Origin of the sequence: Pseudonocardia sp. TRM90224, from assembly GCF_021245725.1 — a bacterium.
GTDB lineage: Bacteria > Actinomycetota > Actinomycetes > Mycobacteriales > Pseudonocardiaceae > Pseudonocardia.
In genome coordinates this window covers 1-22,254 of record NZ_JAJGSX010000055.1, presented here as the reverse complement: position 1 = coordinate 22,254, position 22,254 = coordinate 1, and the positions used below count along the sequence as shown (strand labels likewise).

Genomic DNA, 22,254 nt, shown 5'->3' with positions numbered 1-22,254 from the left:
GAAGGTGTCAGTCACGCAGGTCGAGCCAGCGGACCTCCTCCGGCGTGAGGTCGACCTTCAGCGCGTCGAGGGAGCTCGCCGTCTCGCTGATCCGGCGGGGTCCGATCAGCGCGAACGTCGGGAAGCTCTGGTGCAGGACGTACGCCAGCGCCACGGCTGTCGGGGCGACGCCGCGCTGCTCGGCGAGCGAGCGGGCGCGCTCCAGGCGGACGAAGTTGTCGTCGCTGTACCAGCAGCGCACGAGCTCGTCGTCGGACAGGTCGTCGGGAGCGGCGCGGCCGGTGAAGAAGCCGCGGGCCTGGCTCGACCACGGCATCAGGACGAAGTTGTTCTCCTCCAACCACTGGCGCGACGTGTCGTCGTTGGAGGCGAGGCAGCCCTTCCACGGCACGTCGAGCGTCCTGGCGAGGCTGAACTGGTTGCTGACCGCCACCATGCCCCGCTTGCCCGCCGACGCCGCGTAGGTGTTGGCCGCCGCGATCCGCGGCAGCGCCCAGTTCGAACCGCCGTACGCCCTGATCCGGCCGGCGCGGACGTGCTCGTCGAGCACGTCGACGAACTCCGCGACCGGCACGTCGACGTTGTCGCGGTGCATGAAGTAGACGTCGAGGTAGTCGGTCTGCAGCCGGTCGAGCGTCTCCATCAGCTGCGGCGTGATCGCATCGGGCGTGTTGTTCGGCGTGTGCATGCCCTTGCCGATCACCACGACGTCGTCGCGCAGCCCGCGGTTGCGGATCCACTGCCCGAGCACCCGCTCCATCAGGCCGCCGCCGTAGTGGTGAGCGGTGTCGAACGTGGTGCCGCCCCGCTCGACGAAGTCGTCGAACATGACGCTGCCGTGCGGGAGGGTCCGCTGGTTGTCGCAGCCCATCACGAGCCGCGACACGCGCTTGTCGACGCCCGGGATCTCGCCGTACGTCATCAGGTTGCCGGCGCGCGGCTTCGGGGCGCGCCCGGACACCGGCGGGACGTCCGCGTCGAGGCGCTCCCGCGGGTACGTCAGCCCGATCGCGGCTCGCCACTGGTCGAGCACGGCCATCGTCGCGAGGGTGTCCGCCCAGGTCATCGCCGGTGCCTGCCGGTCGGCGACGTGCTCGGCCAGCTGGTCGGCCTCGTAGGCGTAGATCCGCGGCGCGTCGAACGTGACACGCTCGACCGGCTGCCCGGCGCGGTGCACCTCGATCACGGCGTCACCGCTCTTGCCCGGCAACCACGGGTGCGGCACCAGCAGGTAGCCCGCACTGCCCGTCACGCGGATGTGGTTGATGTCGGCGAGCCCGACGCCGGTGGTGAGGTGCGCGCTGATCCCGCCTTCGAACTGCAACGTCGCCGCCGTCCACGCGTCGACACCGTCGGAGCTCTGCGCGCCGGAGGTGTCGAGGAGCGTCCCGACCGCGCTGAACGAGGTCGGCTCGGCGGCGGGCTGCCCGTTCGCGGCGCCCGCGATCAGCCGGGCCGCGGTGACCGCGTAGCCGCCGACGTCGAGGATGCCGCCACCGGCGAGCGACGGCTCCCAGGTGCGGCTGCCCGCGACCGGCTCCGCGTTGAAGGCGAACGATGCGTCGATCTGGTGCACGCGGCCGATCGCGCCCTCGCGGACCAGCTCGACGAGCTTCGCCGTCTGGGGGAGCGCGCGGTACATGTACGCCTCCATCAGGAAGACGTCGTGCTCCTTCGCGGCCTCGAGCACCGCCATGGTCTCGGCGAGGTTGACCGTCAGCGGCTTCTCGCACAGGACGTGCTTGCCCGCCTCGGCCGCCTTGATCGCCCACTGGGCGTGCTGCGTGTGCGGTGTTGCGATGTAGACGGCGTCGACGTCGGGGTCGGCGAGCAGCTCCTCGTACGAGCCGTAAGCGCGCTCACCGCCGTGCTCCTCGGCGAACGCCCGCGCTCTGCCGAGGTCGCGGCTGCCTACGGCGAGCAGCCGGCCGGTCCGGGAGGCCGGTAGGTCCGCCGCGAACGCCCGGGCGATCCGTCCCGGTCCGAGGATGCCCCATGCCACCGACCTCTGATGAGTCATGCCCATACCCTGCCATCTCGGATCGGAGCTGTCATGGACGATCTGAGATGTTCCGTGCGGAGAGTGATGCAGAATTACCGAATTCGGACAGATAATTGCCGGTTCCGGTCATCGGATGATTTGTATTGTTCGCCCCTATGGCGCATTCGGAGTGACACCCCCGGCGCTAGCATGGCAATGCCGAAATTTGTCGACGACATCGAGGGGCGACGATGGACCGATTGGGACGGATCGGTGATCGCATGCTCGCCGTGCTGGCGCCGAAGGCTGTTGCGAGAGCGACATGTGCCATGCGGGAGTACTGCTACCGCAAGGAGAGTTGCCCGATCTACCACACCATGTTCTGCCGGTACTCCAGCGGCGGGCACGAGGTCTGCAACTGCCAGTACTGCGTTCCGACCTGCTGACGGGTGCCGCGAACCGGTCGGGCCACTCCAGCGGGTGGCCCGACCGATTTGCCGATCGGTCGTCGCGCTCAGTCGTCGTCGCGCAGCAGTTCCGACAGGCCGGCCGCCGGTATCGCACCAGGATCACAGCGCCCCTCGACTGTGACCATGACCGAGCCGGACGGCAGTTCCAGCACCACCCGGCGGTTGTTCTGCACGTGGGCGTCCAGCACGCCCTGGTGCATCACCCGCCCCGCGTCGTCCAGCGCGGAGATCAGCACCCGTGACTCGCCCCACGTCGACCCGAACGTCACCCACGCCCGGCGGACGACGAGCGAGGAACGGCCGGTCTCGACCATTGCGGTGGATCGGAAGCTGCCGTCGGGTCCGGGCGTGATGGCGATCGGGTTCATGCGGCCATTCTGACGCAACCCGAGAATGGTCGAGCGGGCGGGCCCGTCAGCAACCGTTGCATTCAGCGTTGTTCCGCCATGGTCCGCACTTGCCGTGATAGCAATAGCGGTACCAGAGCGAGAAGTGCAACGGCACCGGGCAGGTCCGGCACTCGTTCTCCAGCGTGTAGATGTGCGCCGCTTCGGCGGGCAGGTTCGGGACGAACAGAGAAAGGATGCGATCGGCGATACGAGACACGGGCGGTCACTCCCCAGGGCTCACAGCGGCTCGAACATCCGATGAATGGTAGCCGGATCGCTGGCCGGCCCGAAACCCTTGGCGGCGAAATTGCCGGTGGCATGATGCGGGGCGTGACCGAGGAGGAGAAGCCGGCGGAGGGGCTCACCGAGGTGCTCGCGCGGCGCTTCCTCACCACCGACGAGGCCCGGCCCGACGCTGTGCGGCGGTGGCACGCGCGCGGGCGCCGGACCGCGCGGGAGAACATCGCGGACCTCGTCGACAAGGGATCGTTCCTGGAGTACGGCCGGTTCGTCACCGCTGCCCAGGAGCGGCGCCGCCCGCTCGCAGAGCTGGTCGTGGAGGCGCCGGCCGACGGGATCGTCGGCGGCACGGCGACGGTCGACGGCAGGCCGGTCGCGGTGCTCTCCTACGACTACCTCGTCATGGCCGGCACCCAGGGCATGCGCGGTCACCGCAAGTCCGACCGGCTCATCGAGCTGGCGGGCCGGATGGGACTGCCCACGGTGTTCTTCACCGAGGGCGGCGGCGGCCGGCCGGGCGATGTCGACGTGCCGCTCGTGTCGGCGCTCGACGTCGGCTCGTTCGCGTTGTGGGGCGAGCTCGCCGGGGTGGTGCCGCGGATCGCCGTGGTCTCCGGCCGCTGCTTCGCGGGCAACGCGGTGATCGCCGGCTGCGCGGACCTGCGGATCGCCACGCCGGACGCCAACCTCGGCATGGCGGGCCCGGCGATGATCGCGGGCGGTGGGCTGGGGGAGTTCGCGCCGGAGGAGATCGGGCCGGTCGACGAGCAGGCGGCCACCGGCGGCGTCGACGTGGTGGTCGACGACGAGGAGGAGGCGGTGGCCGTCGTGCGTCGGGTGCTCGGGTACCTCGCCGGCCCGTCCAGCACCGGCCCGGCGGACGACCAGACAGCTCTGCGCGATCTCCTCCCCGCGAACGACCGCGAGACCTTCGACGTCCGACCCGTCGTCGAAACCGTGGCTGACACCAGCAGCGTCACCTGGCTGCGCGAAGGTTGGGCTCCGGAGCTGCTCACGGCGCTGGCCTGCGTCGACGGCATCCCGGTCGGGATCGTGGCCAACCGGTCCACCCACGTCGCCGGCGCCCTCACCGCCGACGCGTCGGCGAAGGCCGCCGACTTCTTCGGGCTGTGCGAGCAGTGGCGGCTGCCCGTCGTCTCCTTCGTCGACACGCCGGGCTTCATGGTCGGGCCCGCCGCCGAGCGCGCCGGGCTGGTCCGGCACGCCTCGCGCATGGTGAACGCCGGCGCACGATTGACCGTCCCGCTGGTCGGCGTCGTGCTGCGCCGCGGCTACGGGCTCGGCGCGCAGGCGATGCTGGGCGGCAGCACCCACCGACCGCTCCTGACCGTGGCGTGGCCTGGCGCGCACCTCGGCGCGATGGGCCCCGAAGGTGCCGTCCGGCTCGGCTACGCCAAGGAGCTCGCCGCGATGAGCGAGGACGAGCGCGAAGCGGCCGTCGCCGACCGGACCGCCGAGGTCCGCAACCACGCCAAGGCCCTGAACGCGGCGCGGGTCTTCGAGATCGACGACGTGATCGACCCCGCCGACACGCGCGCCGTGATCTCCGCGACGATCAGCAGGGCGATCCGTCAGCGCTAGTACGGCCTAGTATGCGCGTCCGATCAGCACGGTGTGCTTCGCGGGCGCCCCGGTGATCAGGCAGCTCGGCGACGGCGGCTCGGCGTCGACGATGCAGCGGATCGTGGCGCCGGTGCCCTCGCCCAGCGCTTGCTCCGACTCCTCCGTGCCGGACCACCCGGCGAGGAACAGCCCGCCGTCGCCGACGCGGCGCGTGAACTCGGCGAAGTCGGTGACCGGCTGGGTGTGCTCCTCGCGGAACGACCGCGATGCCGCGAGCAGCACCTCCTGGATCTCGTCGAGCAGGGCGGCCGCGGCGCGGGCCGCGCCGTCGATCGGGACGCCGCCCTTGCTGCGGTCGTCGCGACGCACCAGCGTGGCCTGCCCCGAGGCGAGCTCCCGCGCGCCCAGCTCGATCCGGACCGGGACGCCCTTCAGCTCCCAGTCGACGGAGCGGCGGCCGAACGACGTGTGGGTGCGGGCGTCGAGGTGCGCCCGGACGCCCGCGGCGCGCAGCTCCGCGACGATGCGGGCGGCGGCGTCGGCGACCTCGCTGCTGTCGTTGTCACTGTTGTCGTCGAGCTGGAGGACGACCACCTGGTGCGGCGCGATCGTCGGAGGGAGGCGCAACCCGTGGTCGTCGCCGTGCACCATGATCATGCCGCGATCATCCGCGCCGATGTGCCCCACGACGTCGTGGCGGCGTGCCGGCGCTCGCCCTCGGCGTCGAGGTACTGGATGTCGAAGGCGCGCGCGAAGTTGTGGCCGAGGTTGTGGCTCGTCCCCATTTGCAGCGCCTTGCCGTCGCCCATCAGCGCCTCGCACGTGAAGGTGTGCTCGGCGCCGGCGAACCGCTCGCCCGGCGACTTCTCGCCCGTCACCACCGAGATCGCCAGCGACTCCTCCATGAACAGCCGGTAGACCTCCAGCATCCGCAGCGCCTCTTCGGCTGCCTCCGCGTGGGTCGCGTGTGCGGTGTGACCTTCCTGCCAGAGGAATTCGGTGTTGCGCAGGAACAGCCGTGGGCGCAGTTCCCAGCGCACCACGTTGTTCCACAGATTGAGCATCATCGGCAGGTCGCGATGCGACTGGATCCACTTCGCGAAATAGTGGTTGATGACCGTTTCGGAGGTGGGGCGAACCACCAGCGGTTCGGTGAGCTGCTCCCCGCCGCCGTGCGTGACGACGGCGAGCTCGGGGGAGAAGCCCTCGACGTGCTGCTTCTCCTTCTCCAGGAAGCTCATGGGGATGAACAGCGGAAACGCCGTGTTCAGCGCCCCGGTGGCCTTGATCCGACGGTCCATGTCGGCCTGCATGAGCTCCCAGATCGCGTACCCCCACGGTCGGATGACCATGCTCCCCCGGGCCGGGCCGTTCTCGGCCATTTCGGCGCGAGAAACGACATCCTGGTACCAGGCGGAGAAGTTCTCCGCCCGCCGGGTGAGTACGGATTTGACCACTTTGCTGCACTGCCTTCTGCGTCGGGTGCCGAACGGATATCGGAAACGGTAGCCGGGGCGGGCAAACCGTTTATCCGGACGAGTGGCCGCTCCCGCGCACCCGGTGCACCACGAGTTCTGGCGTCGGCGCGACCCCTGCCACCGCCGACCGGTGGTCGGGGAAGTCGAAGACACCGAGGATCAGCTGCATCGGGTAATCCGGGGCCTGGTAGCAGACGCGGGTGGCGACCCCGTCGACGAAGAACTCGACACGCCCGGGACGCCAGTCGACGGTGTACCGGTGCGGCATGGAGACGTCGATGGTGAGCTGGTCGGCGGAGAACTCCTCGGTCAGCACCGGGTCGCGGAAGGGGTGGATCCCCGACCCGACCGCGGCCCCGTCTGCTCCAACTGCGTCGCCGAACACCTCGACGAGGCAGATCTCGCCGCAACGCGTCGGGACGTCCTCGATGCCGACCATCCACGCGGAGAACATGGAGCGCGGACCGATGCGCGCTGAGCACTCGACCTCGACCCGACCGAAGTGCGGGGTCCAGCCGAGGACGGTCGGCTGGACCTCTCGCACGGTCAGGCCCTCGCGGAAGGGCTGCTGACCGCGGGTGCTCCCGAGCGGGCCCGACCAGTTTCCGCTCTGCACCGCCGACACCCGCAGCCGGCCTTCGTGCAGGTCGGGGCACCACAAGGGCTGTTCCGGCGGGATCGAGAGGTGCAGCCCGTCCGGCTCCACGGTGTACGTCGCCGCCGCTGCGGCGCGCGAGCTCCACGCCGGCAGGTAGGAGGTGGTCCACACCGCCGGGTCGAGCTGCGGGTCGGTGAAGTGCTCGTCGAACGTGTCAGGCGCGGTCACCCGACGAGTTTCGGACATGGGTGGCGTCGCGCTCGGACCGGAGGTCGATGACCAGCTCCCTCGGCAGGCCGTGGGTGTCATGCAGGTAGCGGTAGTCGTCCTCGGTGAGCGGCTCGTCGGTCCGGCGCCGGGAGAGCACTCGTCGGCCGCGGTGCAGCAACGACCGGAATCGCTCCTCCTCGCCGCGCAGCACGTCGCGGACGTCGCCGGGGTCGGGCTGCAGGAACTGGTGGAACGTGCGGTCGATCGGCTCGGAGGGCAGGTCGATCAGCGACCGGGTCGGGTCGTCGCGCCACAGGATCGTCAGCACCCGGCGGAGCAGCCGCCGCAGGACGTACCCGCGGCCGGTGTTGGAGGGGCGGATCCCGTCGCCGATCACGACGATGCTCGAACGCAGGTGGTCGCACGTGACGCGCAGGGACGTCCCGTCCAGGTCCCACAGGTCGCCGACGGTCCGGACCCAGGGCTCGAACACGTCGCAGTCGAAGACCGACCGCTTGCCCTGCAGGACCATCAGGAGCCGTTCCAGCCCGAGCCCGGTGTCCAGCCGGTTCGGGCCGAGCGGGTGCAGCGACCCGTCGTCGTGGCGGCGGTAGCGCATCATCACGTGGTTCCACAGCTCGACCCAGCGCGGATCGGACGTCGGCGTTCCGGTCGGTGGGGACTCGCCGGTCCAGACGAAGATCTCCGAGTCGGGTCCGCAAGGACCGGTCTCGCCGTTCGACCACCAGTTCTCGTCGCGGGTCGGCTCGACCGGCACACCGAGCTCCTCCCACGTCCGGATGGGCCCGGTGTCCGGGCCGACCTCGTCGTTGCCGCCGAAGACGGTGGCGTGCAGCCGATCGGGGCTGATCCCGTAACCGTCGCGCAGCAGCTCGAACCCCCAGTGCAGGCTCTGCGGCCCTGGATAGTCGCCGAGCGACCACGACCCGAGCATCTGGAAGACGGTGAGGTGGGTGTGATCGCCGACCTCGTCGAGGTCGGTGGTGCGCAGGCAGCGCTGGCGGTTCACCAGGCGGCGACCCGACGGATGCGGTTCGCCAACCAGGTACCGGGTCAGCGGGTGCATGCCGGACGTCGTGAACAGCACCGGGTCGCCCGGCGGCGGGATGAGCGAATCCCCCACGACGAGGTGGTGGCCGCGCTCGCGGAAGAACTCGGTGAACGTTGTGACGGTGCGGTCGAAGTCCATGGCGGTGCCTCTCTCAGATCATGACGACCGGAGCGGACCGCTGGCACGGGCAAGACCGAAGGGATGGCGCCGGAGAATCCGTCTCCGGTCGCCGGCGGGATGAAGGGATCAGGCGGCGGCAACCGGCGAGCTGGCAGCTCGCGCGGTCGCGGAAAGACGCCCCTTCATGCCCACCAGGCTACCGACCTGCCGAATCTCCGGGCCACCGCTTTGCAGCTGATCAGGTGAGCTCGTCCGAGCGGCCGGCGGCCAGCCGGGACCACTGCGCCGTCGGGCGGCCGTCGTGCCGGAACTGCTCGCCCGCGGTGGCGTACGGCTGCGGCCATCCGGCGGGGGAGTCCTCCCAGGTCTCCTGGCGGCCGTACGTGGTGAGGTCGAGGAGGCGGTAGCTGGTGCCCGTCACCTCCGTGCCGCGGCCGGTCGTCCAGTACGTCTCGAACACCCGGTCCTCCTCGCGGAGGTAGCAGACGTAGCCGCCGAAGCTGCGGCCGGCGAGCAGCGCGTCCCCCGAGTCACGTGCGGAGTACCAGGGCATGGTCCAGCCCATGAAGTCCCGGTAGCGGGCGCTTTCGGGATAGGTGCCCTGGCAGAACGTCGCGTAGGTGACGTCGCGGCTGTGCAGGTACGACAGGTCCGGCGTGTGCTCGGTGAAGAACGTGCACCCCTCGCACTGCTCGGCGGCGGAACTGCCGTCGTGCCACATGTGCAGGTAGACGATGAGCTGCCGGCGGCCCTCGAACACGTCGATCAGCGGCACCGGGCCGTCGGGCCCGACCACCGGGGTGCTGGCGTCGACCTCGACCATCGGCAGCCGCCGCCGGGCGGCCGCGATCGCATCGCCCTCACGCGTGTGCGCCTTCTCCCGCACCAGGAGCTGGTCGATCTCAGCCTGCCACGTCGCGCGATCGACGACGTCGGGCTTCGGGTACTTCCTGTCGTTCCTGAGGGTGCCGTTCGTGAGCATCGGCTCTCCATCCGGTCGTCGCGGGCCGGTCGGTCACCGGCCCAGGTAGTTGAGACCCGTCGGGAGGCCGAGAATCATCGCTCCTGCATCCCCGGGACCGTGTCCAGGCGCACGAACAGGACCGCGCTGCCCCGCGCCTGGGGAGGGCAGGAAAGCCACTTTCCTGCCCTCACAGGGCCGGAAAGTGGCTTTGCTGCCCTTGCCGGGGACGGCGGGACGGCGGGACGGGCCCGGTTCAGGAGCGACCGGCCAGCCGGCGCAGGCGCGCCTCCAGCCCGTCGAGGTGCCGTTCGAGCCCCAGCTCGAAGAGCGCGTCGAGGTCGGCGACGGGGTCGGCGGTGTCGATGCTCGCCAGGTGTGGGAAGCGGCCGCCGGCCAGGTACGTCGCCAGCTCGGCCTCCTGCGCGTTCCACCACTCGACCGTCGACAGGCCGCTCTTGCGGGTGGCGGTGAGCTCCCTCGTCCGCGTGCTCGCCATCCCCAGCACGAGCGCGGGGAGCGCGATCGCCTCCCGGAGGCGTTCGGCGGGGTCGAGCCCGAGCCCGTCGAGCGCGTCGAGCATCCACTCGGTGCGTGCCATGCCCTCCGGGGAGACGGTCGGGCGGATGACCGACGTGAGTCGCGTGAGCCACGGGTGGTCGCGGTACATCCGCCACTGCGAGCGGCACTCGGCGGTGAGTCGTGCACGCCAACCCTCCGGCGCGGGGTCGGGCAAGGGGTAGTCGCTCAGCAGGTGGCGCGACATCAGGTGCACCAGCTCGTCCTTGCCGGAGACGTGCCGGTAGATCGACATCGGGCCGACGCCCAGCTCGTCGGCGAGCCGTCGCATCGAGAGCTCGTCGCCGCCGTGGGTGTCGGCGATCCGGATGGCGGTCGTGGTGATCCGGTCGCGGCTGAGTGCCCCGCCGGTCGCCGCCGGAGTGCTCCGGGGCAGCCCGGCGACCACCGTCGCCGAACCGGGTCGGGACTCGACGAGCCCCTCGGCCCGCAGCTGCGCGAGCGCCTTCGCGGCGGTGGCGTTGGCAACCCCCCATTCCCGCATGACCTGCCGCGTCGACGGCACCCGGTGGCCGGGGCGCAGCTGTCCCGTCGCGATCCGGGCCGCGATGTCGGCGGCGATACGACGGAACGATGCCTCGGTCACTATTCAACTGTACTAGTACGGGAAGGTAGGGCAAACCCCCGTTTCACTTGCTGACTCTCACATGCTCCCGCCACAGTTGAGGAACAACGTACGCAGCTTTGAACGAGGGGACCTCATGACGACCGACATTGTCGCCGGCGGCGACACCGATTTCATGACCGTGCGGCGCATCACCGCGAGCGGCAGCCAGCGCGAGATCGGGCGCGAACTCGCCGACGCGGCGCGGGCGACGTACGGCTGGGCGCCGCAGCCGGCCGAGCGGCGGAAGGCCCGCGCGCGCCGGCTCTGGTTCGAACGCAACTGGCCACAGCACCACGCCCGCATGCAGGGCACCGCCGACGCGCTCGGCGTCGACCTCGAGGCCGACGAGCTGTACCTCGACGGCCTCGCCGGGGTGCCGGAGGGCTCGGCCTGCTCCGTGACCTTCTACCCGCCGGCGTTCACGAAGGAAGGCAGCGGGCTGCTCGGCCGCAACTACGACTTCTTCACCGTCAGCCAGGCCGGCATGGTCGCGTTGATGAGCGGCGAGCCGATGCCCACCGACCAGCCGGCGTGGGCGTCGCGGCCGCACGTCCTGCACTCGCGGCCGGACGACGGCCCGGCGACGATCGTGCTCACGATGGACCAGCTCGACGGCGCCATGGAGGGCATCAACGAGCACGGCCTCGCCGTCGCGCTGCTGATGGCCGACGCGCAGAACACCTCGATGCCGGAGGACGGCAGCCCGCAGGTGGGGCTGTCGGGCCTGCAGCTGCCGCGGTTCCTGCTGGACACGTGCGCGACCGCGGAGGAGGCCCGCGCCGCGCTGTACGACACGAAGCAGCACGACCACGGTGTGCAGCTGCACTACCTCGTCGCGGACGCCTCGGGCGACGCCTTCGTGTGGGAGCGGGCGAGCGGCGGCCAGGAGTACGTCACCAGCAGCGATCGAGGCGCGCTCTGCGTCACCAACCACCCGCTGTTCCGGCACGGAACCAGCGACCTGCCGCAGGACGACGCGGAGTCGATGCTGACCTACGGCCGCTACCGCGCGCTGGCGGCCCAGGCCGAGGAGACGGTCTCCGGCGAGTCGCTGCGGGCGGTGCTGGACGGCGTGCGGTTCGATGCGGCGACTGCCGAGGGCTACCCGGTCCGGACGCTGTGGCGCTCGGTCTTCGACGTCGGCGCGCGGAGCATGTCGACGGAGTTCTACCTGGCCGATGGGATCTACTCGCCGGAGCTGACGTTCGAGCCGTAGCGCGCGGGTTGGGGCGTCCCGTCCAGGGTGGCGTCGCTGCCCCAGCTGGCGAGCAGGCGCAGCGCTTCCTCCGACTTCGTCCCAGGTGGACTGTGGTAGATGGACAGCGCCTGCTCATGGTCGCCCGGCAGGCGGAACGTTTCGTAATGCACGGTCAGCTCGCCGGTCAGCGGGTGCCGCAGGCGCATGGTGCCGTGGGTCTTCCGCTTGACGTCGTGTGCGGCCCACAGCACGCGGAAGTCGTCGCTCTTGACCGACAGCTCACCGACCAGTTCGGCGAACAGCGGGTCGTCGGGGTGCTTCCCGGCGTCGAGGCGCAGCTGGCCGACCACGTCGGCCGCCTTCGTCCTCCACTCGGGGAACAGGATCCGGGCGTCGGGGTCGAGGAACACGATGCGCGCCCAGTTGCGGTCCTGCGGGCTGCGGGCGGCCCAGTCGCCGAACAGCGCCGAGGCCGTCTGGTTCCAGGCGAGCACGTCGGTGCGGCGTCCCCAGATGTAGGCGGGCACGTTCTCGATCGCGCTCAGCATCTCCCGCAGCACCGGACGGACCTGCTGCCGTCTGACCGGCATCGGACGGCGGCGGGATCCGGGCCGGGTGAGGTGCAGCAGGTGGGCGTGCTCCGTCTCGGAGAGCCGCAGGGCCGTTGAGATCGCGTCGAGCACCTCGCGTGACACGTTCCGCCCGTTGCCTTGTTCGAGGCGGGTGTAGTACGCGACGGACACGCCCGCCAGCTGGGCCAGCTCTTCCCGGCGCAGGCCGGGCACCCGGCGCCGTCGCCCGTACTCGGGCAGGCCGACGTCGGACGGCTGCAGCCGAGCCCGGCGGCTGCGCAGGAACTCGGTCAGCTCCGCCCGGGGGTCGGTCTGGGTGACCATGGCGCCATTATCACGCCGGCTGCCGCCATCTGCGGCTGCCGAGACTGTCCCTGCCGGTAGTAGGCACGCGGTGCGTACGACGAACGGAGGTCTGGGTGACCGCCCGCGTCCGGCGCAGCTTGGCAGCATGAGTGAAACCCGCACCGGAGGCGCACCCGCCGCGACCCGCGGCCGCCTCCCGCACGCCGCCTTGACCGGTCTCTTCCTGGCCGGGTTCATCAGCATCCTCACCGAGTGCCTCCCGGCCGGCCTGCTCACGGAGATCAGCCGGACGCTGGACACCAGCGTTGCGCTCACCGGCCAGATCGTGACGATCTACGCCCTGGCCACCGCACTGGCGGCGATCCCGTTCTCGCGCGTCACCGCCGCGTGGTCCCGCCGAACCGTGCTGCTGCTCGCGCTGGGCGCCGTCGCGGTCGCGAACGTGCTGACCGCGGTGTCCACCGACTACACCCTGACCATGGTGATCCGGTTCGTCGCCGGGCTGGGCACCGGGCTGATCTGGCCGCTGCTGGGCGGGTACGCCGCCCGGCTCGCTCCAGAGGGTCGGCAGGGCCGGGCGATCGCCATCGCGCTCGCCGGCACGCCGCTGGGGTTGGCGCTCGGGGTTCCGCTGGGTACGTGGCTCAGCGCCTTCGGCGGTTGGCAGACCGCGTTCTGGGCGGCGGTCGCGCTGATCGTGCTCACGATGGTCTGGGTGCTCGGGTGGCTGCCCGACCTGCCGGGACAGCGGGTGACCGACCGCTTCACCGTCCGGAAGGTCCTGGCGATCCCCGGCCTGCGCACGATCCTGTTCGCGCTCACCGCGTACATGGTCGCGCACAACATCGTCTACACCTACGTCACCGACTTCCTCGGCTACGCGCACATGGAGTGCCAGGCGGGCTGGGTCCTGTTCGCCTTCGGCGTCACGTCGGTCCTGAGCGTGGTCGTGGTCGGGTCGCACATCGACCACCACCTCCGCAAGCTGGTCGTCGGGAGCACGGTGCTGTTCGCGGCCGCCGTGCTGGTGCTGGCGGTGTTCGCCGGCGCGCCCGCGCTGGTCTACGTGGCCGCGGCGGCCTGGGGCTTCGCGTTCGGCAGCTCGCCGAGCCTGTTCGTCGGCGCGGCGATCACCGCGAGCCGGGAGGCATCCGACGTCGCCCAGTCGATCACCATCACGGTGTTCTCCGCGTCCATCGCGCTCGGCGGGTTCCTCGGCGGCCTGCTCATCGCGGACCTGGGCACCGCGTCGATCACCTGGGCCGCGCTCGTCCTGCTGGCCGCCGCGGCTGCCGCCGTGATCGGCGGCAAGCGCCACGCCTTCCCGGCCGGCTGAAACCGTCCTACCGGTCGTTCATACACGGCAGTGCCAGTGCCGTATGCTCCGCGGTATGTCCAAGGTAAGGGCAACGTTCTCGCTGGACTCCGACACCAACGCTCGGATCCGTCAGTGCGGGTCGAGGCACCGTGGTGGTGCGTCGGGGTACATCGCCGAGCTGGTGCGCAAAGATCAAATGCGAGAGGCCGTCGCGCAGCTCGAACAGTTCCACCGGGCCAACCCGTCGTACGCCGAGGACTCCGAGGCCGAGCTCACCGCGGCGCAGGCCGAGGCGTGAGCGCTGAGGGGTGAGCACTGCCGCGTACCCGGCTCGCGGTGAGATCTGGCGCTACAACCCGGTCATCGTGCGGGAGAACCGCAGCGACCTGCGGCTGATCGTGTCGACCGACGCGGTCAACGCCGCGAACGTGCCGACCCTGGTTGCGGTGCACGTCGTTGCGCAGCAGACGGAGTCGCTGCTGTCGGTCACCATCGAGCCCTACGGGTGGGCCGTAGCCGGCACCCTCGAACAGGTGATGCGTCGCCGGCTGACCGAGCGCGTCACCGTCGTGCCAGCCGAAACGATGGAACAGGTGGACGTGGCGCTACGGGCGTACCTCGAACTCTGACGGTGCGCAGAACGCCAGGTCGGGGCTGGGGTCGCCGCGCACGACGTTGGCGACCTCCGCCCCGATCGTCGGGGCGAGCTTGAAGCCGCGCCCCGAGAACGCGGTCGCCGCGATGAGGCGTTGCGCGCCCGGCACCCGGCCGAGCATCGGCACGCCGTCGTCGGCGTACAGGTCGGTGAAGGCGTCCACCCGCACCGGGTCGGGGTGCAGGTCGGGGAGGAAGCGGCCGACGGCGTCTGCCATGCGGCGCACCTCGCCGGGGGAGTGGCGGCGCTGCAAGGCGTTCGGGTCGTCGACGACGTGCGAGACCGCCGCGCCCGCAACCTTGACTGTCACGCCATCGACCGACGGGGTGCCGTAGAGGTGCACGCCCCCGGATTCCCTGACGAAGACCGGGAAGCGGGCCGGCGCGAACGCGGCGGGGTCGCGCGCCGCGAACCAGCTCAGCAGCACCCGCTGCGGGCGGACCCGCGCGCCGAGATCCGACGGCAGGAAGCGCCCCGACCACGAGCCGGCGCACAGCACGACGTCGCCGAAATGCCAGGTGCGCCCGGCGGCGACAACGGTGACGTGATCGTCGTGCGGCCGGATGTCCTCGACGGGGCAGTGGCGCAGGACCTTCGCGCCCAGCTCCTCGGCCCGGGCGGCCGCAGCGATCACGGCCGCGTCGCTGCGCAGCACGCCGGCCTGCGGGTCGAGCACAGCCACTTCGCCCGGCAGCAGGGTGTGCTGCGGGAACCGGCGCGCGGCCTCGGCCTCGTCGAGCACCTCGACGGGCACGTCGTGCTCGGCGGCCATCGCGAGCACCGACCGCACGTAGTCCTCGTCGGGGTGCCCGATGGAGAGGCCGCCGCACTGCGTCAGCAGCGCCGCGCCGGTCTCCCGTTCGAGCTGGCGCCACCCGTCCAGCGCGCGGCGCAGCGGTCCGAGCCAGCGCCCGCCCTCCGCGTACGCCATCCGGTACAGGCGGGTCTCGCCGCCGGCCGCCCCGCCGTCGTGGCCGGGTGCGTACGCCTCGAACCCGACGGCGTCGACACCGGCCGCGGCGAGCTGCCAGAGCGCCATGCTGCCCGCCGTTCCGACGCCGACCACCGCGACATCGGCGTCCCACCCACCGCTCACAGGACCTTCTCCAGGAACGCCCGCGTGCGGGGATGCTCCGGCGCGACGAGGACGGCCTTCGGCGCGCCGCGCTCGACGATGACCCCGCCGTCGAGGAAGAGCACCGAGTCGGCGACCTCCCTGGCGAACCCGATCTCGTGGGTCACGACGATCATCGTCATGCCGTCGGCCGCGAGCGCGCGCATCGTGTCCAGCACCTCGCCGACCAGCTCGGGGTCGAGCGCGGACGTCGGCTCGTCGAAGAGCATCAGCTTGGGCTGCATCGCGAGCGCCCGCGCGATCGCCACCCGCTGCTGCTGCCCGCCGGACAGCGTGGCGGGATAACTGCCGGCCTTCTCCGCCAGCCCCACCCGGGCCAGCAGCTCCTCGGCCCGCTCCCTCGCCTTCGCCCGCGGTTCGCGACGCACGGTGCACTGCGCGTACATGACGTTCTCGACCGCCGTCATGTGCGGGAAGAGGTTGAACCGCTGGAAGACCATGCCGATGTCGGCGCGCTGGCGGCCGATTTCGCGCTCGCTCAGCTCGTGCAGCGTGCGCCCGGACTGCCGGTAGCCGACCAGCTCCCCGTCCACCCAGATGCGGCCAGCGTCGACCTTCTCCAGGTGGTTGACGCAGCGCAGCAGCGTGGACTTGCCCGAGCCGCTCGGACCGAGCAGGCAGCACACCTCACCGCGGGCGACGTCGAGGTCGACGCCCTTGAGCACCTCCGTGCGGCCGAACGACTTCCGCACACCCGACGCCCGGACCATCGGCTCCGCGTTCATGCCGCCTCCTGGCCGGCGAGCGGGTCGCTGCCCCTGCCGTAGTACTTCTCGACGTAGTGCTGGCCGACCCCGAGGACCGTCGTGATCACGAGATACCAGAGCGACGCGACGATGAGCAGCGGGATCGTTTGGAACGTGCGCGAGTAGATGATCTGCGCGCTGTGCAGGAGGTCGGCGACGCCGAGCACGCTGACCAGCGAGGTGTTCTTCAGCATCGCGACGGTCTGGTTCGCCGTCGGCGGCACGATCACCCGCATCGCCTGCGGCAGCACGACACCCAGCAGGATGCGGCCGCGCCCGATACCCAACGCCTGCGCTGCCTCCGTCTGGCCGCGGTCGACACCGAGCAGCCCGCCGCGCACGATCTCGGCGAGGTAGGCGGCCTCGTTGAGGGTGAGCCCGAGCAGCGCCGCGACATACGGCGTGATCAGCGCGTTCACCCCGGTGCCGGGGAACAGGGCCGAGAGGTTGAACCAGAAGATCAGCTGGATCATCAGCGGGGTGCCGCGGAAGAACCAGATGTAGGTCCACGCGCAGCGGGAGAGCAGCACGCTCTTCGAGAGGCGCATGACGGCCAGGATCACGCCGAGCACGATCCCGCCGATCATCGCGAGCGCCGTGAGCTGCAGCGTGAGCAGCACACCCTCGAACACGGCCTCGGCGGTGAAGTAGCGCGCGACGACAGCCCACTCGAAGCGCGGGTTCGTGACGAGCGTGTAGACGAGCAGCGCGGCCAGTGCGACGACCACGACCATGCCCATCGCGCGCAGCGGGCTGCGACGTGCGACGACAACGAGGTCGTCGCCGTCCGCCTCGGCGGTGGACAGCCCGGCGACCTGGGACGGCACGCCCGTCACCCCGCCGTTTCGAGCACGGCCTGGTCCACCGCGGAGCCGTCCATGCCCCACTTGGCGTAGATCTGCTTGTACGTCGGGGTCGCCATCAGCGCGGTGAGCCCCGCCTCCAGCGCGGGCGTGAGGTCGGAGCCCTTCGCCGTCGCCACCGCCACGCCGCTGCGGTTCATCTCGTCGACGAGGTCGATCGTGCCCGGCCGCTGCTGGCCCGCCCACGCCAGCACCGGGGTGTCGGCCAGCACCGCCTCGACGCGACCGCTGCTGAGCTGCAGCAACGCCGTCGTCTGGTCGGGGAGCACCACCGGCTGGACGGCCGGCTGGCCGGCGCCCGTGCACGCGGTCGACAGCTCCGGGAGGCGGGTGAGGTGCTGCACCGAGCCCTGCTGCACGGCCACCGCGTGCCCGCACAGGGTGTTGAGCCGCAGCGCCGCCGGGTTGCCGGCTGGGACGGCCAGCGACGTGCCCCACGCGCCGTACCGGATCATGTCCAGCGCCTGCACCCGCTCCGCCGACGGCGCCATGCTCGCGATCGCGACGTCGTACCTGCCCGACTTGAGACCGGGGATGATCCCGTCGAACTGGACGTCGGCGATCGTCACCTCCAGCCCGAGCACCCGGCCGAGGGCTCTGGCGAGGTCGGGGTTGAGCCCGACGATCGTCGAGTTGTCGTCGGCGAAGAACTTCGTCGGCGCGCTGGAGACGTTCATGACGACGGTGAGCGTCCCGGTCGACGCGATGCGCTGCGGCACCAGCGCCGCGGCCGCGTCGACCTTCGCCACCTCCGTGAACGGGTCGATCCGTTGGTTCGCTTCGGAGGTGGACGCGGGTGCGGCGGCGCTGCCACCGTCGCCGCCGCCACCACCGCCGCAGGCGGCCAGCAGCAGTGCGGCCAGCACTCCCACCAGCGCCGTCGTCGCTCTCGCCACGGCTCGCATCGAGGACTCCTCCCAAGGTGTGGGCCAGGTTGCACACACTGTGGGACACGACCTCGCGCAGGAAAAGGGCTAGCTGGGACAGACCTTCTTTATTCGAGAGCTACCTGCCATTAACCTCGGCCGATGCTGAACCCGATCCACCTGCTGACGCTGCGCACGGTGCTCGCCCACGGCTCGTTCGCGCGGGCGGCCGTTGAGCTGGGTTACACCACGCCCGCCGTCTCGCAACAGGTGTCGGCGCTGGAACGGGCCACTGGGCTCGTGCTGTTCGAACGGCTGCCGCGCGGGATCCGCGCGACGCCCGCCGCGAGCTACCTCGCCACCGCGGGCTCGGAGATCGTCAACGCGCTGGTGTGGTTGGAGCGCGACGCCGTCGCCATCGCGACCGGCCGGCGCGGCGAGATCCGCCTCGGCAGCTTCCCGACCGCCAGCCAGCGGATCGTGCCGGCCGCGCTGGCGCACTTCGCCGCCGCCAACCCGGAGTCGGTGGTCTCGTTCGACCAGGGCACGCTCGAGGAGCTGCTGGCCGCGCTCACCGAGGGACCGCTGGACGTTGCAGTCGTCTACGAGAACGACCTCGGCACGCCGCCGCTGCCGTCGGGGCTCGAAGCGGTGCACCTGCTGACCGAGCGGCGTCACCTGCTGCTGCCCGCCGAGCACCGGCTCGGTGGGAACGCCGCGATCGACCTCGGCGATCTCGCGGGCGAGACGTGGATCGCGAGCAAGACGTCGCCGCTGCTGAACCGGATGTGCACCTCGGCCGGGTTCGAGCCGCGGATCGCCCACCGCACCGACGACTTCGACGTCATGCACGAGTTCGTCCGCCACGGGCTCGGCATCGCGCTCGTGCCCGCGCTCGGCCACGTGCCCGGACCGGGCATCGTGACCGTGCCGCTGACCGTCACCCCACCCACCCGGCGCGTTTACGCCGTGCACCGGCGGTCCAACGAGAACCCGCTGCTCGCGCAGCTGATCGATGCCCTGCGCGAGGGCGTGCGGCTGTTCCGCGTGGCATGAGCCGGCGGGCGGTGTCAGGTCGCGCCGATCGGGTCGACCTGGTGTCGATCCAGGACGAGCGTCGCGACGGCGATCGGGACGGCCGGCAGCACGGCGAGCCACCACCACCAGGCGGCGTTCAACGGCAGGCCCAGCAATGCGGCGAGCACGTGCAGTGTGATCATGACGCTGAGCAGCGGGCGCAGCAGCACTCGCCGGCGTGTGACGCACGCGGCTGCGACCCACGCGAGCACGGCCTCGGTCCCGAACATCGCGGCCGTCATGAGCAGGATCGTCTCGGCGATGATGACCACCAGGGTGTCGGCGTCGGGCGAGGCCTCGACCCGCCCGAGCGCCACGACCATCCACACGGCCAGTCCGGTGAGCAGCGCCGCGAGTGCGATGGCGCAGCCGAGCGCGGCGTTCTGACGGCTGCGAGCGGGCGACGACATGGCGCGACCTCCCGGTAGCTGATCGATGCCCTGGATGAGCTGAACTGGCGGCGATCGGTTGGGTGCTGCCCACGATTCGGGTGATCAACGATCGGGTGAGGCTTGCCGGTTCGTGGTGTGGGCGCAGCTACGGTGCGGGCACGTACCGGCAGGGGACGACGCCGGTCGGGAACTGCGCAGGTCGAGGGATGGTCCGTGATGACGTTGAGCAACCTGGTTCTCGCCGCGCTCACCGCTGCGGCGACGGTGGCACCGGTCGCTGGCGTCTCCGGAGCGCTCCCACCGGTGCCGCCCGTGCCCGCCCCACCGGTCGTCGCGCAGCCGACCGTGCCCGTCCGCCCGGCCGTCGAGCACCCCTCCGACCTGCTCGACCTCAGCAACTGGAAGCTCACCCTCCCGGAGGGCGAGGAGGGCAAGCCGCGAGAGGTGATGCCACCCGGGCTGCCCGAGTTCAGCAACGAGTTCTTCCGGCTCACCGACAAGGGTGACGCCGTGCTATTCACCGCCGAGGTCGGCGGCGTCACGACGAAGAACAGCAGCTACCCGCGCTCGGAGCTGCGGGAGATGCAGGGCGACGAGAACGCCTCCTGGAGCAACACCACCGGACGGCACGTGCTGAACGTGCGCGAGGCGATCCTGGCGGTGCCGACGGCCAAGCCCGAGATCGTGGCGGCGCAGATCCACGACGGTGACGACGACGTCCTGCAGATCAGGCTCGAAGGCGAGCGGCTGATGGTGCAGTACGACGACGGCGAGAGCGAGACCCTCCTCGACCCCGCCTACAAGCTCGGCACCCCGTTCGACATCTCGATCATCGCGGCCGACAGCCGGGTCGAGGTGATCTACAACGGCACGAAGAAGGCCGAACTCGACAAGAGCGGCACGGGTTGGTACTTCAAGGTCGGCGCCTACGTGCAGTCCAGCCCGGACAAGGGCGACGAGGTCGGGACACCGGGGACGGTCGCGGTGTACTCGCTGGAGCTGTCCCACACCGAGGGCAGCGCACAGCCGGGCAGGCAGTGACCGCGCGCGCGAGTCGGGCTCTGCCGGAGCGCGAGTCGGGGCGCGCAGGCGGGTGAGTCGACACTTTCGGCACGGTGAGTTGACACCGACAGCACGGTGAGTCGACACCTCTGGCACGGTGAGTCGTCACTTTGGGCACGGTGAGTCGACACTTTGGGCACGGTGAGTCCCGCGCTTCGGCGGGCGAGGCCCGCGTCTCGGCGAGCGAGTCGCGCGTTTGGGAGCGGTGAGTCGACACGGTCAGCCTGGCGACTCGCGTTTCGGAGCGGTGAGTCGCGCGTTGCGGAGCCGTGAGTCGCCTGCCGGAGTTGACCGTCGACTACGACGTTATGGCTGTTGTTAGCGCTCACGAACTGCCGAAACGTCGTCGTCGCCGGTCAGGCCGTCGGGCAGCGGGTGCGCGGGTCGGAGCCGGGCCGGGCGCGAGTCGGAGCGGGTGAGTCGTCACCTTCGGCACGGTGAGTCGACGCTTCTGGCACGGCGAGTCCCACGTTCCGGCGAGCGAGTCCCGCGGTTCGGCGGGTGAGTCACGCGTTTCGGAGCGGTGAGTGTCGCGTTTGGGTGGGTGGAGATGGGCTCTCGGGTCGCGTCCCGTGGGGTGGGTCGTGGTGGATGGGCTCGCGGCTGTGGTCTTGTCGGTCTTGGTGGTCGCGTGTTTTAAGGGCGCCCTCGCCGGGCGGGCAAGTCTCCGGGATGGGCACTCTCTGAATCGCCCCGGCGTGTCGGGAGACTCGATCTTGTGAGGAGATGGAGTCATGACACGTCGGTCCCAGCACTACCCACCGGAGCTGCGTGAGCGAGCGGTGCGGATGGTCGCCGAGGTCACCCCGAACTACGACTCGCAGTGGGCCGCGATGGGCGCGGTCGCGCAGAAGCTCGGTGTCGGTACGGCGGAGACTGTTCGTAAGTGGGTGCGCCAAGCCGAGACCGACGCTGGTCAGCGGCCGGGCACGACCACTGAGGAGTCGGCGGAGCTGCGGCGGCTCAAGCGGGAGAACGCTGAACTGCGCCGAGCCAATGAGATCTTGAAGGCCGCGTCGGCTTTCTTCGCGGCCGAGCTCGACCGGCCCTCGACACGCTCGTGAGGTTCATCAACACCCACGCCAGTCAGGATGTGGGTGGGCTGCGTTGGGGAGTCGAGCCGATCTGCACCGTGCTGTCTGAGCACGGCTGCGCGATCGCCCCATCGACCTACTACGCCGCCCTGGCCCGGACACGCACCCCGTCGGCCCGGGAACGCCGCGACGAGGCGTTGAAGGTCGAGATCAGGCGCGTCCACGGCGAGAACTACCGGGTCTACGGCGCGCGGAAGGTCTGGCTGCAGCTCAACCGCGAAGGCATCGCGGTGGCCCGCTGCACGGTCGAGCGGTTGATGGGTGAGTTGGGCCTGGTCGGTGCCCGCCGTGGTCGCCGCGTTCGCACCACGACCGCTGACCCGGCGGCGGCGAGGCCGGCAGATCTGGTCGAGCGCAACGTCAACCCGCTCGCCCCGAACTGCACGTGGGTCGCGGACTTCACCTACGTCCCGACCTGGTCGGGCATGGTCTACGTGGCGTTCGTCTTCGACGCCTACTCCCGCCGGATTCTGGGCTGGCGAGCGGCGACCACGATGAAGACCACGCTGGTGCTCGACGCGTTGGAGCAGGCCGTCTGGACCCGACAGCAGGCCGGGGTCATCGAGTTGGACGGGTTGATCCATCACAGCGACGCCGGATCTCAGGGCGGATTCAACCGGTCGTCGCAACACCTCGAGCCGGAGGTGTGTTGTGGGTCGAGAGCCTGGTTGGGGAGCGGAA

The 22,254-nt window shown here is 70.8% G+C and carries 23 protein-coding genes and 1 pseudogene; 9 read left to right on the top strand and 15 right to left on the bottom strand.

The window, feature by feature from the left end:
• Positions 1–7: 7 nt before the first annotated feature.
• The gene (locus LL648_RS39300; RefSeq protein ID WP_232668048.1) at positions 8–2,020 is read right to left on the bottom strand and encodes an aldo/keto reductase; all 2,013 of its coding nucleotides are present in this window, start codon (positions 2,018–2,020) and stop codon (positions 8–10) included.
• A gap of 212 nt (positions 2,021–2,232) precedes the next feature.
• Between LL648_RS39300 and LL648_RS39295 the strand changes: the two genes are divergently transcribed.
• Positions 2,233–2,427 (top strand): hypothetical protein, encoded by a 195-nt coding sequence (locus LL648_RS39295; RefSeq protein ID WP_232668047.1) that lies wholly within the window; start codon positions 2,233–2,235, stop codon positions 2,425–2,427.
• Between the two features lie 68 nt (positions 2,428–2,495).
• On the opposite strand, the gene LL648_RS39290 is transcribed toward LL648_RS39295, so the two are convergent.
• On the bottom strand, positions 2,496–2,819 hold the full coding sequence (locus tag LL648_RS39290) for a hypothetical protein (protein ID WP_232668046.1): 324 nt from the start codon (positions 2,817–2,819) through the stop codon (positions 2,496–2,498).
• A 46-nt stretch (positions 2,820–2,865) separates the two neighbouring features.
• Entirely contained in the window at positions 2,866–3,057 is a 192-nt protein-coding gene (locus LL648_RS39285) for a hypothetical protein (protein WP_232668045.1), read from the bottom strand.
• A gap of 104 nt (positions 3,058–3,161) precedes the next feature.
• Between LL648_RS39285 and LL648_RS39280 the strand changes: the two genes are divergently transcribed.
• Positions 3,162–4,682 (top strand): acyl-CoA carboxylase subunit beta, encoded by a 1,521-nt coding sequence (locus LL648_RS39280; protein WP_255687410.1) that lies wholly within the window; start codon positions 3,162–3,164, stop codon positions 4,680–4,682.
• A gap of 6 nt (positions 4,683–4,688) precedes the next feature.
• On the opposite strand, the gene LL648_RS39275 is transcribed toward LL648_RS39280, so the two are convergent.
• The 6 genes from LL648_RS39275 to LL648_RS45590 all read right to left on the bottom strand — a co-directional run bounded on the left by LL648_RS39275 (position 4,689) and on the right by LL648_RS45590 (position 10,268).
• A complete protein-coding gene (locus LL648_RS39275; RefSeq protein WP_232668043.1) occupies positions 4,689–5,321 on the bottom strand; it encodes a His/Gly/Thr/Pro-type tRNA ligase C-terminal domain-containing protein in 633 nt (210 codons plus the stop codon).
• Complete coding sequence (locus LL648_RS39270; RefSeq protein ID WP_232668042.1) at positions 5,318–6,121, bottom strand: aminoacyl--tRNA ligase-related protein; 804 nt, start codon at positions 6,119–6,121, stop codon at positions 5,318–5,320. The genes LL648_RS39275 and LL648_RS39270 overlap by 4 nt, the downstream gene beginning before the upstream one ends.
• Positions 6,122–6,191: 70 nt before the next feature.
• A complete protein-coding gene (locus tag LL648_RS39265) occupies positions 6,192–6,968 on the bottom strand; it encodes a glycoside hydrolase family 16 protein (RefSeq protein ID WP_232668041.1) in 777 nt (258 codons plus the stop codon).
• On the bottom strand, positions 6,955–8,160 hold the full coding sequence (locus tag LL648_RS39260) for an alanine--tRNA ligase-related protein (protein ID WP_232668040.1): 1,206 nt from the start codon (positions 8,158–8,160) through the stop codon (positions 6,955–6,957). The genes LL648_RS39265 and LL648_RS39260 overlap by 14 nt, the downstream gene beginning before the upstream one ends.
• Positions 8,161–8,380: 220 nt before the next feature.
• On the bottom strand, positions 8,381–9,124 hold the full coding sequence (locus LL648_RS39255) for a DUF899 family protein (protein WP_232668039.1): 744 nt from the start codon (positions 9,122–9,124) through the stop codon (positions 8,381–8,383).
• 235 nt (positions 9,125–9,359) lie between these two features.
• Positions 9,360–10,268 (bottom strand): TetR/AcrR family transcriptional regulator C-terminal domain-containing protein, encoded by a 909-nt coding sequence (locus tag LL648_RS45590; protein WP_232668038.1) that lies wholly within the window; start codon positions 10,266–10,268, stop codon positions 9,360–9,362.
• A gap of 115 nt (positions 10,269–10,383) precedes the next feature.
• Between LL648_RS45590 and LL648_RS39245 the strand changes: the two genes are divergently transcribed.
• Positions 10,384–11,505, top strand: coding sequence for a C45 family peptidase (locus tag LL648_RS39245; protein WP_232668037.1), 1,122 nt, complete (start codon positions 10,384–10,386; stop codon positions 11,503–11,505).
• On the opposite strand, the gene LL648_RS39240 is transcribed toward LL648_RS39245, so the two are convergent.
• Complete coding sequence (locus tag LL648_RS39240; protein WP_232668036.1) at positions 11,475–12,383, bottom strand: helix-turn-helix domain-containing protein; 909 nt, start codon at positions 12,381–12,383, stop codon at positions 11,475–11,477. The two genes, LL648_RS39245 and LL648_RS39240, sit on opposite strands and share 31 nt — an antisense overlap.
• A 127-nt stretch (positions 12,384–12,510) precedes the next feature.
• Between LL648_RS39240 and LL648_RS39235 the strand changes: the two genes are divergently transcribed.
• Genes LL648_RS39235 through LL648_RS39225 form a run of 3 tightly spaced genes read left to right on the top strand, consistent with a single transcriptional unit; the run spans position 12,511 to position 14,312 of the window.
• On the top strand, positions 12,511–13,701 hold the full coding sequence (locus tag LL648_RS39235) for an MFS transporter (RefSeq protein ID WP_232668035.1): 1,191 nt from the start codon (positions 12,511–12,513) through the stop codon (positions 13,699–13,701).
• A 55-nt stretch (positions 13,702–13,756) separates the two neighbouring features.
• The gene (locus tag LL648_RS39230) at positions 13,757–13,981 is read left to right on the top strand and encodes a hypothetical protein (RefSeq protein WP_232668034.1); all 225 of its coding nucleotides are present in this window, start codon (positions 13,757–13,759) and stop codon (positions 13,979–13,981) included.
• Between the two features lie 10 nt (positions 13,982–13,991).
• Positions 13,992–14,312, top strand: coding sequence for a type II toxin-antitoxin system PemK/MazF family toxin (locus LL648_RS39225; protein WP_232668033.1), 321 nt, complete (start codon positions 13,992–13,994; stop codon positions 14,310–14,312).
• Here LL648_RS39225 and solA read toward each other — a convergent pair.
• The 4 genes from solA to LL648_RS39205 are packed head-to-tail and all read right to left on the bottom strand — an operon-like array spanning position 14,289 to position 17,987.
• Positions 14,289–15,434 carry an N-methyl-L-tryptophan oxidase gene (solA, locus tag LL648_RS39220; protein ID WP_232668032.1) on the bottom strand — a complete coding sequence of 382 codons (1,146 nt, stop codon included), beginning with the start codon at positions 15,432–15,434 and terminating at the stop codon, positions 14,289–14,291. The genes LL648_RS39225 and solA overlap by 24 nt on opposite strands.
• A complete protein-coding gene (locus tag LL648_RS39215; protein ID WP_305080817.1) occupies positions 15,431–16,198 on the bottom strand; it encodes an amino acid ABC transporter ATP-binding protein in 768 nt (255 codons plus the stop codon). The genes solA and LL648_RS39215 overlap by 4 nt, the downstream gene beginning before the upstream one ends.
• Positions 16,195–17,046, bottom strand: a complete 852-nt coding sequence (locus LL648_RS39210; protein ID WP_232668031.1) for an amino acid ABC transporter permease — start codon at positions 17,044–17,046, stop codon at positions 16,195–16,197. The genes LL648_RS39215 and LL648_RS39210 overlap by 4 nt, the downstream gene beginning before the upstream one ends.
• A gap of 5 nt (positions 17,047–17,051) precedes the next feature.
• Positions 17,052–17,987 carry an ABC transporter substrate-binding protein gene (locus tag LL648_RS39205; RefSeq protein WP_232668030.1) on the bottom strand — a complete coding sequence of 312 codons (936 nt, stop codon included), beginning with the start codon at positions 17,985–17,987 and terminating at the stop codon, positions 17,052–17,054.
• A gap of 123 nt (positions 17,988–18,110) precedes the next feature.
• On the opposite strand from LL648_RS39205, the gene LL648_RS39195 reads away from it, so the two are divergent.
• A complete protein-coding gene (locus LL648_RS39195; RefSeq protein ID WP_255687408.1) occupies positions 18,111–19,004 on the top strand; it encodes a LysR family transcriptional regulator in 894 nt (297 codons plus the stop codon).
• A gap of 14 nt (positions 19,005–19,018) precedes the next feature.
• Here the strand turns inward: LL648_RS39195 and LL648_RS39190 are convergent, their stop codons facing one another.
• Positions 19,019–19,435 carry a hypothetical protein gene (locus tag LL648_RS39190; RefSeq protein WP_232668029.1) on the bottom strand — a complete coding sequence of 139 codons (417 nt, stop codon included), beginning with the start codon at positions 19,433–19,435 and terminating at the stop codon, positions 19,019–19,021.
• Positions 19,436–19,633: 198 nt separating this feature from the next.
• Here LL648_RS39190 and LL648_RS39185 point away from each other — a divergent pair, with 198 nt between their 5' ends.
• Both LL648_RS39185 and LL648_RS39180 read left to right on the top strand, forming a co-directional pair.
• Complete coding sequence (locus tag LL648_RS39185) at positions 19,634–20,458, top strand: polysaccharide lyase family 7 protein (RefSeq protein ID WP_232668070.1); 825 nt, start codon at positions 19,634–19,636, stop codon at positions 20,456–20,458.
• Between the two features lie 755 nt (positions 20,459–21,213).
• A pseudogene (locus LL648_RS39180) lies at positions 21,214–22,254 on the top strand (IS3 family transposase); the annotation flags it as partial.

Excerpts from the sequence above, each read along its gene's own strand:
- LL648_RS39300 (WP_232668048.1), bottom strand. The coding sequence starts at position 2,020 with ATGACTCATCAGAGGTCGGTGGCATGGGGCATCCTCGGACCGGGACGG.
- LL648_RS39295 (WP_232668047.1), top strand. The coding sequence starts at position 2,233 with ATGGACCGATTGGGACGGATCGGTGATCGCATGCTCGCCGTGCTGGCG.
- LL648_RS39290 (WP_232668046.1), bottom strand. The coding sequence starts at position 2,819 with ATGAACCCGATCGCCATCACGCCCGGACCCGACGGCAGCTTCCGATCC.
- LL648_RS39280 (WP_255687410.1), top strand. The coding sequence starts at position 3,162 with ATGCGGGGCGTGACCGAGGAGGAGAAGCCGGCGGAGGGGCTCACCGAG.
- LL648_RS39275 (WP_232668043.1), bottom strand. The coding sequence starts at position 5,321 with ATGATCATGGTGCACGGCGACGACCACGGGTTGCGCCTCCCTCCGACG.
- LL648_RS39260 (WP_232668040.1), bottom strand. The coding sequence starts at position 8,160 with ATGGACTTCGACCGCACCGTCACAACGTTCACCGAGTTCTTCCGCGAG.
- LL648_RS39255 (WP_232668039.1), bottom strand. The coding sequence starts at position 9,124 with ATGCTCACGAACGGCACCCTCAGGAACGACAGGAAGTACCCGAAGCCC.
- LL648_RS39245 (WP_232668037.1), top strand. The coding sequence starts at position 10,384 with ATGACGACCGACATTGTCGCCGGCGGCGACACCGATTTCATGACCGTG.
- LL648_RS39240 (WP_232668036.1), bottom strand. The coding sequence starts at position 12,383 with ATGGTCACCCAGACCGACCCCCGGGCGGAGCTGACCGAGTTCCTGCGC.
- LL648_RS39235 (WP_232668035.1), top strand. The coding sequence starts at position 12,511 with ATGAGTGAAACCCGCACCGGAGGCGCACCCGCCGCGACCCGCGGCCGC.
- LL648_RS39230 (WP_232668034.1), top strand. The coding sequence starts at position 13,757 with ATGTCCAAGGTAAGGGCAACGTTCTCGCTGGACTCCGACACCAACGCT.
- LL648_RS39215 (WP_305080817.1), bottom strand. The coding sequence starts at position 16,198 with ATGAACGCGGAGCCGATGGTCCGGGCGTCGGGTGTGCGGAAGTCGTTC.
- LL648_RS39205 (WP_232668030.1), bottom strand. The coding sequence starts at position 17,987 with ATGCGAGCCGTGGCGAGAGCGACGACGGCGCTGGTGGGAGTGCTGGCC.
- LL648_RS39195 (WP_255687408.1), top strand. The coding sequence starts at position 18,111 with ATGCTGAACCCGATCCACCTGCTGACGCTGCGCACGGTGCTCGCCCAC.
- LL648_RS39190 (WP_232668029.1), bottom strand. The coding sequence starts at position 19,435 with ATGTCGTCGCCCGCTCGCAGCCGTCAGAACGCCGCGCTCGGCTGCGCC.
- LL648_RS39185 (WP_232668070.1), top strand. The coding sequence starts at position 19,634 with ATGACGTTGAGCAACCTGGTTCTCGCCGCGCTCACCGCTGCGGCGACG.